The organism is Pseudomonas sp. GW821-FHT01A09, from assembly GCF_058986725.1.
In genome coordinates this window covers 176,910-188,675 of record NZ_JBYSWB010000002.1, presented here as the reverse complement: position 1 = coordinate 188,675, position 11,766 = coordinate 176,910, and the positions used below count along the sequence as shown (strand labels likewise).

Genomic DNA, 11,766 nt, shown 5'->3' with positions numbered 1-11,766 from the left:
ATGAATGCGGGTGTAACATTTAAATTCAAGGAAAACTCTGCTGGCGGTTAAGTGTTGATAATCCAACAGTTTGCTCGGTAAGTGTTGCTCACGCAGCAGTTGCGCGGGCTTATTCAAACAGCCATTAAGGTCAAAGGGGCACAGGACGCTATTTGAACACTCAGCCGTAAGTTGCCTGGCAGCGGTTGTACTTGTAAAAAGGCGGGGTGGGCTTAAATCATCAATGCTCTGCAAGTAAGGAACACTATGCAAGTCAAACGCACTCACCGCCCATCGATCATCGGTAAACAGGGCGCTGTCGCCTCGAATCATCCGCTCGCGACACAAGCGGGCTTGGATATCCTCCGAGCGGGCGGTACGGCGGTGGATGCCGCCGTTGCGGTGTCCTTGACCCTGGGTGTGGTTGAACCGCACATGTCCGGACTGGGCGGGGACGGCTTTTATCACACCTTGCGCGGTCGTACGGGGGAGGGCGTCGTGTACAACGGCTCTGGTACCGCGCCACTTGGCTCGGCGCTGTACAAGGTCAACGAACTGCCGCTCAACGGCCCATGCAGCGTCTCGGTCCCCGGGGCATTAGGGGCGTTAGGCATGATGCACGCAGAGCAGGGTACGCTGGCCTGGGCAGACTTGCTGCAGCCAGCCATCGAGGCTGCGCGGGGCGGTTTTGGGGTGACCCAAACCTACCAACGTTACGCTGAGCGGGCACTCGACAGTCTGCGAGCCAATGCGCTGAGCGCGAGTATTTTCCTTGATCAGGACGAGATCCCGGCTCTGGGTCATTTCGTGGTCCAAGAGCGCCTGGCTCGGACATTGGAGCGACTTGCCCAAGAGGGCGCCCCGAGCTTTTATCGCGGTGCGCTTGCCGATCAACTGCTGGGTGATTTTATGGCAGTTGGCATTCCCGTGAATGCACCGGATCTGCAACTTTTCGACGCTCAGCGACAGGTGCCTATTGCCAGCACCTACCGCGGATATGAATTCAGACAGACGCCGCCCAATTCCACCGGGTTCGTTCTTCTCGAGGCATTGAATATTGTAGAGCGATTTGATTTCGGCAACTGCGCCCACCTTTCAGCCGACGTCGCGCATATCCTGATTGAAGCCAAGAAGCTGGCCTTCATCGATCGGGAGCGCTATGGCGGCGATCCACACCACCTCGAGATCCCGCTGGACAGCCTGCTATCCGACACCAACGCCATTCGCCTTGCCGCCCGTGTAGACCTCGCCCAGGCGGCGCTGTTGCCCGTCGGCACGTACGCCCATCAAGGCAACACCACGTATTTTTGTGTCGTCGACCGACACGGCAACGCGGTGTCGGCGATTCAAAGTTTGAACAGCACTTTTGGTTCTGGTGTGACCTTGCCAGCGTCGGGCATTGTCATGAACAACCGCATGAGTTGCTGGCATCTGGACGAGGCGCACCCGAACGGGCTAGTAGCCGGCAAACGGGTCCGCCATACCATGAACGCTCCAATGATCTTGAAGAATGGAAAGTTGTGGGCAGTCTTCGGCACGCCTGGCGCAGACGATCAGGTGCAGATCAACTTGCAGATCGCGGTGGGTTTGGTCGATTTCGACCAGCCGCCGCAGAGCGTGGTCGAAGCACCGCGCTGGGGCAGCTCGCAACCCGGACAGGATGCGAATTGGCCGCACGGTGGCGGCGATATGCTGACGGTCGAGAGCGACTTTCCAATGGCTGAACAGAGATTGCTCCGGGCCAAGGGCCACACCCTGTACCCGATCGCGCCGCTGGAGGGCATGGGCAGCGCATCCTGCATCCGGGTGCTCGATGGCGGTGTTTATGTTGCAGGTTCAGATCCGCGACGAGATGGATGGGCGGCTGCGTTCTAGTCAAGGTTAATCTAATGCTAGTGCCGTTTTATTGGTTTTATTCATTTGTATTAGCTGTCTAAGCTTAGAGCAACTGGTCACTTTGGTTGCTTTGCGGCACATGCGAATATCTCGCGCTGTTTTGTGCGCGCCGACATCCTCGCTGAATTGTAAGGATGGTCCGGCATTTTCAAAGTCTGCCTACTAGGTGCAACTATCATGCAAACCGCATCTGCGGCCGTCCCGCAGAGAAGGTCCTTCAATACGGTCCGTCTCTATCTGTTCATGTTAACCATTGTGGTGGTCGCCGATTTGATTGGCGCCACCACCTTGAAGCTAGGTTCTATATCGCTGGTAATGTTGCCGATGATCTGGGCGATCATTATTGGCGGTGCCGTTGGCGCGGCGCGGTCCGTTTTGCCTGCCCCGTTGAAGCTCGACCTGCCGTTGCAGTTCAAGGCTGCCGGTGCGTTGCAAGTCGGGTTATTGCTATTTACCGCCAAGACTGGGTTGTTGGTCGGTGGGTCGCTACCCGTGTTGCTTAATTCCGGGTGGTCGCTGCTGTTCCAGGAACTGGGTCATTTTGCCGGGACGATGATCGTGGCGTTGCCCCTCGCGTTGCTGCTTGGCATAAAGAAAGAGGCCATTGGTGCAACCTTTTCCATCGGTCGCGAGCCAGCATTGGCCATCATCGGCGAAAGACGCGGCATGAATTCTCCTGAAGGTCGTGGCGTGTTGGCGGAGTACCTGACCGGCACTTTGTTCGGAGCGATTTTTATCACCGTGCTGGCCAGTTTCATTGCCAGCCTGCATATTTTTGATGCCAAGGCACTGGCAATGGGCGCGGGCGTGGGCAGCGGGACCGTGATGGCAGCCGCCGCCGCTGCTATCGCCGCCGCACACCCGCCGGAAATGGGCAAGACCATTCTCGCATTTGCAGCGGCCAGCAATTTACTCACCTCGGTTGTCGGTACTTACTTCACGCTGTTCATTTCGTTGCCAGTGGCGACCTGGTTGTATCGAGTGCTGGAGCCCCGGATTGGTCGATTTTCCAAGCGCAGCGCCTCGCTCAAACCATTGGCACCTGTCGAAGACGTCGAGAACGCGCAGTCGCTGACGGCCGGCGAGCGCCTGATTGCCTGGGCGGTGATTGCGCTGATCGCGCTGCTGGGTAGTACGATCCTCAATCACAACGAATTCTGGGCGCCATTCCCAGGCATGTTGATCATGCTTGGTTGTGTCATCACCGGCCATACACTTGCTCGCACGCTGAAAGGTAAAATCCCAGCGGTGGGAATCGTTTCGCTAGTGGCGATGTATTTCAGTTCGCCGCTGTTCCCTTGGGCTGCCACGGTGGTTTCCTTCGCAAACAAGGTGGATTTCCTGGCCATGGCGACACCATTGCTGACGTTGGCGGGGCTGGCATTGGCCAAAGACCTCCCCGCTTTTCGCCGGCTGGGCTGGCGCATTGTTCTGGTTTCCTTTGTGGCCAACGCCGGTACGTTTCTTGGAGCGACGGTGATCGCTCAGCTGTTCATCTGAGCAGCCCTCTCACTTCGTGGCGGTCGTCAGCGCGGGACATGGCCGTAGGACGAGCCCGGCAACGGCGCATGGCGGCCGCCTCTATTGAACAGCTCACGGGCAGCTTCCCGCCGATAATCGCTTGGCGTCTGTTGCATTTCCGTGCGGAAGTGCCGGTTGAAGTTGGAGATGTTGCCATAGCCGACGTCAAAGCAGATATCAGCTACCGACAGCTCGGTCTGTACCAGCAGGCGGCACGCGCGCTGGATGCGCAGCTTGCGCATCAAATCGATGAAGCAATGGCCGGTGATGCGTTTGAAGAACCGCGAAAAACCGGGCTCACTCATCCGCAACCGTTCGGCGATCACCGATACCCGCAGGTCCCCAGTCAGTTCGCTCAACAGATAGTCGAACGCCTGATGGATGCGCGCCGAGCTGCGCGGGTCCAGCGACGGCGCATAGCAGGCGCTCGCTAGTATTTGCACGTCAGGGGCGGGTGCCTTGGCCAAGGTGTCGAGCAGTTGCAGGAACAGAATCAGCCGTGCCAGGCCTTGGGCGCCACCGATATCTTCCAACAGCGCGGCGGCCTGCAGCGCCGTCGAGCCATGGAATTGCAGGCCGCGGCGGGCCAGCTCGAACAACTGCTTGAGCTCGCCGACCTCGGGGCAGGCGCTGCGCAGCGCCACCAGGGCGGTGCCTTCGAATTGCAGTACCACGTCGCGCCCCTCGAGGTGTTCGCCCGGCGCCACGTCACCCATCCAGTCGTGGGGCAGGTCCGGGCCGATCAGGGCGACATGGCCGGGGCCGAAGGGGCCGATGTAGTCACCGGCCAGCAGCTTGCCGCTGCCTTGGCGGATCAGGTGTATCTCGAATTCAGGATGGTGGTTCCAGCGAGCCAGTTCGTACGGATAGTCATGCTCGTACCAGCGAAAGCTCTGGTCCGGGGGCGGCAATATGACTTCGAGTTCAGCCGGTCGGTGCTCGAACAGTGCCGTGCGGGTATCAGGCATCTGGGGCCTCTTTTATAATTTTTTGAGTTCTGATGCCGTCACCATACGTTTAAATCCATCAACGTGCCTAGGGGCGATTTTGTCGAGCGGTGATACTTTTTTGATTCGAGGGTAGGGGGGTGGCTTCGGTTAAAAAAGTATCACTTTGCGGTTCTTGATTCGTTTGTTGAAGGTCTTGGCAGGTGCTTTAATCGAATCGTCCATCACCGATGTGACGTGCGGTTTTGCACAACGGTGGTCAACAACAAAAATAATAGCTCCAGCTGCATCAGCCAGGAGCGGAGAGCCCCATGAAGATTACCCCCGCGTTAATTCTTTCGGCTGGCCTGTCTTACGCATCGCTCAGCTTTGCGGTCGACACGGTGACGATCGCCACCGTCAACAACGGCGACATGATCCGCATGCAGCGCCTGTCCAAGGTCTTTGAGCAGCAACATCCCGATATCAAACTCAACTGGGTCGTGCTGGAAGAAAACGTCCTGCGCCAGCGCCTGACCACCGACATCGCTACCCAGGGCGGGCAGTTCGATGTGCTGACCATCGGTACTTACGAAACCCCGCTGTGGGGCGCCAAGAACTGGCTGGAGCCGATGAAGGACCTGCCCGCCGACTATGACGTCGAGGATATCTTCCCCGCGGTCCGCCAGGGTTTATCGGTCAATGGCACCCTTTACGCGCTGCCGTTCTACGGTGAAAGTACCGTCACCTATTACCGCACCGATCTTTTCAAGCAGGCTGGCCTTAGCATGCCGGAAAAACCCACCTGGACGCAGCTTGGCGAGTTCGCCGACAAACTCACCGACAAGAGCAAGGACCAGTACGGTATGTGCCTGCGTGGCAAGGCCGGGTGGGGCGAGAACATCGCACTGCTCAGCACCATGGCCAATGCCTTTGGCGCGCGTTGGTTCGATGAAAAGTGGCAGGCGCAGCTGACCAGCCCTGAATGGACCGCAGCCGCCAACTTCTATGTCGACACCTTGAAGAAGAATGGCCCGCCTGGGGTGTCCAGCAACGGCTTCAACGAGACCTTGGCGTTATTTAACAGTGGCAAGTGCGCCATCTGGGTTGATGCCAGCGTGGCCGGTTCATTCACCACCGACAAGGAGCAGAGCAAGGTGGTCGACAGCGTCGGCTTTGCGCCGGCGCCGGTGGAAAAAACCGACAAAGGTTCGTCGTGGTTGTATGCCTGGTCGCTGGCCATTCCCACCAGCTCCAAGCACAAGGAAGCGGCCAAGGCTTTTGTCACCTGGGCGACGTCCAAGACCTACATCCAGTTGGTGACCGAGAAGGATGGCATCACCAACGTGCCACCAGGCACGCGTCAATCGACCTACAGCGACGCCTACCTCAAGGCGGCCCCGTTCGCCGCGGTGACCTTGCAGATGATGAAACATGCCGACCCCGTGCATCCGTCAATGCAGGCGGTGCCATACACGGGTATCCAGTACGTGACCATTCCGGAATTCCAGGCGATAGGTACCTCCGTGGGCAAGCTGTTCTCGGCGGCTCTGACGGGGCAGATGTCGGTGGAGCAGGCCCTCGCAGCCGCTCAGAGCAGCACCGAGCGCGACATGAAGCGCGCCGGGTATCCGAAGTAACACGCCGCTGGACGCCAACCCTGTAGTGAGGGGGCTTGCTCCCGAGGCGGTATGTCAGTCGCCGAAGTTGTTGCAGACCCACCATATCGGGAGCAAGCCCCCCCGCCACACTGGATCTGCACAGGTCCTTGGATTTGCGCACGTTGAGGTACAAGAACAATGAACACCCACACCGCCAAGGCGCAACTGCATGTCCCCAAGGACACCGCCAAGCGCCGCTTGATCAACCCCGGCTGGTTCCTCGTCAGCCCGTCGGTCCTGCTCCTGTTGCTGTGGATGATCGTGCCGCTGGGCATGACCGTCTACTTTTCGCTGATCCGCTACAACCTGCTCAACCCCGGCGAGAACGAGTTCGCCGGGCTGGACAACTTCAGCTTCTTCATCACCGACTCAGGCTTCCTGCCCGGCGCCTGGAACACCCTGGTGCTGGTGGGCAGTGTGCTGCTCATCAGCGTGGTATTCGGGGTGCTGATTTCGGCGCTGCTGGAGGCCAGTGACTTCGTCGGGCGCGGGATCGTGCGGGTGCTGCTGATTTCACCATTCTTCATCATGCCCACGGTGGGCGCGCTGGTGTTCAAGAACCTGATCTTCCACCCGGTCTCGGGCATTCTTGCCGCCCTGTTCAAGGCCGTTGGCCTGCAGCCCATCGACTGGCTGGCCAACTATCCGCTGCTGTCGATCATCATCATCGTCAGCTGGCAATGGCTGCCGTTCGCCATCCTCATCCTGATGACCGCCATGCAGTCCCTGGATCAGGAGCAGAAAGAAGCCGCACGCCTGGACGGTGCCGGGCCCATTGCGATTTTCTGGCACCTGACCCTGCCACACCTGGCGCGGCCGATTGCAGTGGTGGTGATGATCGAGACGATCTTCCTGCTCTCGGTATTCGCCGAAATCTTCACCACCACCAACGGTGGCCCGGGCTTCGCGTCCACCAACCTCGCGTACCTGATCTACAACCAGGCGCTGGTGCAGTTCGATGTGGGTATGGCCTCGGCGGGCGGCCTAATCGCGGTAGTGATCGCCAACATCGCGGCGATCGTGCTGGTACGCATGATCGGCAAGAATCTGACCGACAAGACCTGAGGACGACGCCATGATGACGCTCAAACAATCGCGGCGCCTGCAAAGCGCGCTGCTCGGCAGCCTGGCGTGGATCATCGCGCTGGTGATCTTCTTCCCGATTTTCTGGATGATCCTCACCAGCTTCAAGACCGAGATTGACGCCTTCGCCACACCACCGCAGTTCTTCTTCACGCCGACGCTGGAGAATTACCTGCACATCCAGGAGCGCAGCGACTACTTCCACTTCGCCTGGAACTCGGTGCTGATCTCGTTCACCGCCACCGCGCTGTGCATGTTGATCGCCGTGCCGGCGGCCTACTCGATGGCCTTCTACGAGACCAAACGCACCAAGAAGACCCTGCTGTGGATGCTCTCGACCAAGATGCTGCCGCCGGTAGGCGTGCTGATGCCCATCTACCTGCTGGCCAAGGGTGCGGAGCTGCTGGATTCGCGTACGGCGCTGATCATCATCTACACCTTGATCAACCTGCCGATCGTGGTGTGGATGGTTTACACCTACTTCAAGGACATCCCCAAGGACATCCTCGAAGCCGCACGGCTGGACGGCGCCACGCTGTGGCAAGAGATGGTGCGGGTGCTGCTGCCGATCAGCAAGGGCGGCCTGGCCTCGACCGTGCTGCTGTCGTTGATCCTGTGCTGGAACGAGGCGTTCTGGTCGCTCAACCTGACCAGCTCCCAGGCGGCGCCGCTGACGGCGTTGATCGCCTCGTACTCCAGTCCTGAAGGGTTGTTCTGGGCCAAGTTGTCGGCGGTGTCGACGCTAGCCTGTGCGCCCATCCTTGTCTTCGGCTGGATCAGCCAGAAGCAACTCGTGCGCGGCCTCTCGTTCGGCGCAGTGAAATGACCATGCCCGATATCCACTTCAACCCTGTGGTGAGGGGGCTTGCTCCCGAGAGGCCGGTACTGACACACCGAGCAAGGCAGGCTTGGCCCCTCGGGAGCAAGCCCCCTCACCACAGAGGCGTTCACAAAAATAAGGAGCAACAGACATGGCCACGCTGAAAATAAAAAACCTGAAAAAAGGCTTCGAAGGGCTGCAGATCATCAAGGGCGTCGACCTTGAAGTCCGCGACCGGGAATTCGTGGTGTTCGTCGGCCCGTCGGGCTGCGGTAAATCCACCCTGTTGCGCCTGATCGCCGGGCTCGAAGACGTCACCAGCGGCACCATCGAGCTCGATGGCCGCGACATCACCGAAGTCACCCCGGCCAAGCGTGACCTGGCCATGGTGTTCCAGTCGTACGCGCTGTATCCGCACATGACCGTGCGCCAGAACATGGCATTCGCCCTCAACCTGGCCGGCCAGGACAAGGCCGAAGTGACCCGCAAGGTCGACGACGCCGCGCGCATCCTCGAACTCGGCCCGCTGCTGGAGCGCAAGCCCAAGCAGCTCTCCGGCGGCCAGCGCCAGCGCGTGGCGATCGGCCGCTCGATCGTGCGCAACCCGAAAATCTTCCTGTTCGACGAACCCCTCTCCAACCTCGACGCAGCCCTGCGCGTGCAGATGCGCCTGGAGCTGTCGCGCCTGCACAAAGAGCTGCAAGCCACCATGATTTACGTCACCCACGACCAGGTCGAAGCCATGACCCTGGCCGACAAGGTGGTGGTGCTCAACGCCGGCCAGATCGAGCAGGTGGGCTCGCCGCTGGAGCTGTATCACCAGCCGGCGAATCGATTTGTGGCGGGTTTTTTGGGCACGCCCAAGATGGCATTTCTCGATGCCACAGTCGTAGTCCCCAACCACCGGGGTGTCGAAGTGAAGCTGGCCAGCGGTGCGCACCTGTTGATTCCTCGCGATCCAGGTGATCTGACACCAGGGGAAGTTGTCACCTTGGGTGTTCGCCCCGAGCACCTTAGCTTGGACCCGGAAGGCGCGTTGCCGGTGACCACCGATGTGACCGAGCGCTTGGGCAGTGACACCTTCTGTCACGTCAACGCCATCTCCGGCGAGGCGCTGACGGTGCGCGTGCAAGGTGATTGCGAAGTCGCCTACGGCGAGAGGCGCCGTCTCGGCATTGACGCTAGCCACTGCCACTTGTTCGACGCCCAAGGCAAAGCGATGCGTGCCTTGAAGCTGCGCGCGGCCTGAACTCTTCTGGAGGCGATAGCGCCTCGACCCCACCGCCAAGGATAAAATTCATGAAACGACTCGAAGGTAAAAGCGCGTTGATAACCGGCTCAGCACGCGGAATCGGTCGCGCTTTCGCGCTGGCCTATATCAATGAAGGGGCCACCGTTGCGATCGCTGATATCAATCTGCAGCGCGCCCAGGCCACCGCCAGCGAGCTGGGCCCGAATGCCTACGCCGTGGAGATGGACGTCACCCGCCAACAGTCCATCGACCAGGCCATTGCTGCGGTCGTCAGCCACGCCGGCAAACTCGATATCCTCATCAACAACGCCGCGCTGTTCGATCTCGCGCCCATCGTTGATATTACCCGCGACAGTTACGAGCGACTGTTCTCGATCAACGTTGCCGGTACGCTATTCACTCTGCAGGCGGCGGCCAAGCAGATGATCAGCCAAGGGCAGGGCGGCAAGATCATCAACATGGCCAGCCAGGCCGGCCGGCGTGGGGAAGCCCTAGTGGGGGTGTATTGCGCAACCAAGGCGGCGGTCATCAGCCTGACCCAATCCGCGGGGCTGAACCTGATCAAGCATGGCATCAACGTCAACGCCATCGCCCCGGGTGTAGTCGATGGCGAGCATTGGGACGGGGTCGATGCGTTGTTCGCCAAGCATGAGAATCGGCCGTTGGGGGAGAAGAAAAAACTGGTTGGCCAGGAAGTGCCCTTCGGGCGCATGGGCACAGCCGAGGACCTGACCGGCATGGCTGTGTTCCTGGCCTCTGCCGATAGCAGCTACGTGGTCGCCCAGACCTACAACGTTGATGGTGGGAACTGGATGAGCTAACCCTTGGTGGGTATCCCGGACGTCGTAGCCCATGCTCGTTTCAGCGCGCTCAGCAGCCGGGTGAGCGCGCGTTTGGTGGCGCCGTCATATGGATAGCCCATAGTGTTTTTATAACTAGCTCCTGTTCTATTTGTTCTTTTGATTTTTTTTGTCCTCAGAGCATAGTGGCCCCCTTTTCAGGACAAGTGGGTGTGGGGGAGTCAAGTCGTGGATGTCGATCATAAATCTCGCAGCCTGTTGATCGGCCAATGGTTCAGCAGTGACTATCGGTGGTTGCGGTCATGGATTGGGCGAGACATAGGTTGCCCGCACAGTGCCGAAGACATTGCCTCGGAAACCTTTGCGCAAGTGTTGACGGCTACCGATGTCCTGGCGGTGCGCGCTCCTCGACCTTTCCTCACCACTATCGCGCGGCGGCTGATGTATGAAGGCTGGCGCCGCCGCGATCTGGAAAAGGCCTACCTGCAAAGCCTTGCCCACCAAGGTGACCTTTACCACCCGTCTGCCGAGGAACAAGCGCTGATCATCGAGGCGCTGCTGACGGTGGATCAACTGCTGGACGGCTTGTCGAGTAATGCCAAGGCGGCGTTCCTGTACCACCAACTGGACGGCATGACCTATGCGCAGATTGCCGCGCAGTTGGGTGTCTCGGGCGCCCGGGTGCAGCAGTACATGGCGCAGGCGTTCAAACGCCTCTATCAGGTAGCAACGCCTACATGAGTCTGGTCGATCCCCGTGCTATCAACGAGGCCGCGCAGTGGATGGCGTTGGTGCAGTCCGGCCAGGCCAGCCCCGAGGAACTCCAGGCATTCGTGGCCTGGCGCGACAGTAACCCGCGCCACGCCGAAATCCTCAGCCGCATGGGCGGCGGGCTCAAGCAGCTGCCCGTCGAGGCTTTGCGCGGTGTGCCGCGGGCGACGCTGCTCAACAGCGTCAACGCCCCCTCAAGCCGGCGCAAGTTCCTGGGCAAGAGCTTGTCGGCCTTGGGCTTCACTGCCCTAGGCTTGAGTTTGGGGCGCCTCTGCGGCTATGTAACACTGCCGGGCGAGCTGCAGACCAGCACCGCTGAACGGCACACCTTTATGCTCGAAGATGGCAGCACGCTGACCCTGGACGCGCGCAGCCGCGTTTCGGTGCGCTTCAACGAGCGCGAGCGCCTGCTGACCCTCGATCAAGGCGAGTTGCAGATCGACGTCGCGCGGGACCCGCTCAGGCCCTTCGTGGTCGAAACCGAACACGGGCGGATGCGCGCCTTGGGCACCCGCTTTCTGGTGGCTCACCGAGCCGATGCCACGCGTCTGGTGATGCTCCATTCGCAAGTCCAGATCACCACGCGCTCTGGCCTGCAGCAAATCGCCACAGCCGGCCAGAGCGTGCGCTTCAATCAATCGGCGTATCTGGCCACCGCTGCCGCCAGCGGCTATGAAAGCGCCTGGGTCGATGGTGTGCTACAGGTGCGTGACGCCTCTCTAGGCGACGTGGTCGAGCAGCTGCGGCGATATCGCCGGGGCATTATCGTGCTGGATCCGAAAATCGCCGGCCTGCGCATCAGTGGGGTCTATTTCCTTGATGACAGTGACCAGACGCTGCAGCTGCTGGAGCGCTCGCTACCGGTAACGGTACGCTACCACAGCCCATTCTGGGTCGATATCGAACCGCGGGTCTAACCGCCCATGCGCTGTCTGACCGGTCCGACGGGCCGGTTTTGCCGTCTGCGCCACGGCCGCAAAAAAAAAATTCACGCCCCCCCTATAAATCCGTCCGCCCAGTTGCACCTATGCCCATCAGTCAAACGATAGGGATACGG

10 protein-coding genes are annotated in these 11,766 nt (G+C 60.1%); 9 read left to right on the top strand and 1 reads right to left on the bottom strand.

Translation table 11 applies throughout. The features are described from left to right. Positions 1 to 246: 246 nt before the first annotated feature. Both ggt and AC3WJP_RS03095 read left to right on the top strand, forming a co-directional pair. On the top strand, positions 247 to 1,854 hold the full coding sequence (gene ggt, locus AC3WJP_RS03100; protein ID WP_493719767.1) for a gamma-glutamyltransferase: 1,608 nt from the start codon (positions 247 to 249) through the stop codon (positions 1,852 to 1,854). Between the two features lie 198 nt (positions 1,855 to 2,052). Beyond that, on the top strand, positions 2,053 to 3,375 hold the full coding sequence (locus tag AC3WJP_RS03095; RefSeq protein WP_493719766.1) for a DUF3100 domain-containing protein: 1,323 nt from the start codon (positions 2,053 to 2,055) through the stop codon (positions 3,373 to 3,375). Between the two features lie 26 nt (positions 3,376 to 3,401). Here AC3WJP_RS03095 and AC3WJP_RS03090 read toward each other — a convergent pair whose 3' ends face one another. Continuing rightward, entirely contained in the window at positions 3,402 to 4,364 is a 963-nt protein-coding gene (locus AC3WJP_RS03090; RefSeq protein WP_493735664.1) for a helix-turn-helix domain-containing protein, read from the bottom strand. Positions 4,365 to 4,654: 290 nt separating this feature from the next. On the opposite strand from AC3WJP_RS03090, the gene AC3WJP_RS03085 reads away from it, so the two are divergent. The 7 genes from AC3WJP_RS03085 (at position 4,655) to AC3WJP_RS03055 (ending at position 11,626) form a co-directional block, all read left to right on the top strand. Further along, entirely contained in the window at positions 4,655 to 5,962 is a 1,308-nt protein-coding gene (locus AC3WJP_RS03085) for an ABC transporter substrate-binding protein (RefSeq protein ID WP_493719764.1), read from the top strand. Positions 5,963 to 6,121: 159 nt separating this feature from the next. Continuing rightward, entirely contained in the window at positions 6,122 to 7,048 is a 927-nt protein-coding gene (locus tag AC3WJP_RS03080; RefSeq protein WP_493719763.1) for a carbohydrate ABC transporter permease, read from the top strand. Positions 7,049 to 7,058: 10 nt separating this feature from the next. Continuing rightward, on the top strand, positions 7,059 to 7,892 hold the full coding sequence (locus tag AC3WJP_RS03075; protein ID WP_493719762.1) for a carbohydrate ABC transporter permease: 834 nt from the start codon (positions 7,059 to 7,061) through the stop codon (positions 7,890 to 7,892). A 145-nt stretch (positions 7,893 to 8,037) separates the two neighbouring features. After that, positions 8,038 to 9,135 carry an ABC transporter ATP-binding protein gene (locus AC3WJP_RS03070; RefSeq protein ID WP_493719761.1) on the top strand — a complete coding sequence of 366 codons (1,098 nt, stop codon included), beginning with the start codon at positions 8,038 to 8,040 and terminating at the stop codon, positions 9,133 to 9,135. A 50-nt stretch (positions 9,136 to 9,185) separates the two neighbouring features. Beyond that, positions 9,186 to 9,959, top strand: a complete 774-nt coding sequence (locus AC3WJP_RS03065; RefSeq protein ID WP_493719760.1) for an L-iditol 2-dehydrogenase — start codon at positions 9,186 to 9,188, stop codon at positions 9,957 to 9,959. Between the two features lie 207 nt (positions 9,960 to 10,166). Then, positions 10,167 to 10,679, top strand: coding sequence for a sigma-70 family RNA polymerase sigma factor (locus tag AC3WJP_RS03060; protein ID WP_493719759.1), 513 nt, complete (start codon positions 10,167 to 10,169; stop codon positions 10,677 to 10,679). Continuing rightward, entirely contained in the window at positions 10,676 to 11,626 is a 951-nt protein-coding gene (locus AC3WJP_RS03055) for a FecR family protein (RefSeq protein WP_493719758.1), read from the top strand. Before AC3WJP_RS03060 ends, AC3WJP_RS03055 begins: the two co-directional genes overlap by 4 nt. Positions 11,627 to 11,766: the final 140 nt, after the last annotated feature.

Excerpts from the sequence above, each read along its gene's own strand:
- ggt (WP_493719767.1), top strand. The coding sequence starts at position 247 with ATGCAAGTCAAACGCACTCACCGCCCATCGATCATCGGTAAACAGGGC.
- AC3WJP_RS03095 (WP_493719766.1), top strand. The coding sequence starts at position 2,053 with ATGCAAACCGCATCTGCGGCCGTCCCGCAGAGAAGGTCCTTCAATACG.
- AC3WJP_RS03090 (WP_493735664.1), bottom strand. The coding sequence starts at position 4,364 with ATGCCTGATACCCGCACGGCACTGTTCGAGCACCGACCGGCTGAACTC.
- AC3WJP_RS03085 (WP_493719764.1), top strand. The coding sequence starts at position 4,655 with ATGAAGATTACCCCCGCGTTAATTCTTTCGGCTGGCCTGTCTTACGCA.
- AC3WJP_RS03080 (WP_493719763.1), top strand. The coding sequence starts at position 6,122 with ATGAACACCCACACCGCCAAGGCGCAACTGCATGTCCCCAAGGACACC.
- AC3WJP_RS03075 (WP_493719762.1), top strand. The coding sequence starts at position 7,059 with ATGATGACGCTCAAACAATCGCGGCGCCTGCAAAGCGCGCTGCTCGGC.
- AC3WJP_RS03070 (WP_493719761.1), top strand. The coding sequence starts at position 8,038 with ATGGCCACGCTGAAAATAAAAAACCTGAAAAAAGGCTTCGAAGGGCTG.
- AC3WJP_RS03065 (WP_493719760.1), top strand. The coding sequence starts at position 9,186 with ATGAAACGACTCGAAGGTAAAAGCGCGTTGATAACCGGCTCAGCACGC.
- AC3WJP_RS03055 (WP_493719758.1), top strand. The coding sequence starts at position 10,676 with ATGAGTCTGGTCGATCCCCGTGCTATCAACGAGGCCGCGCAGTGGATG.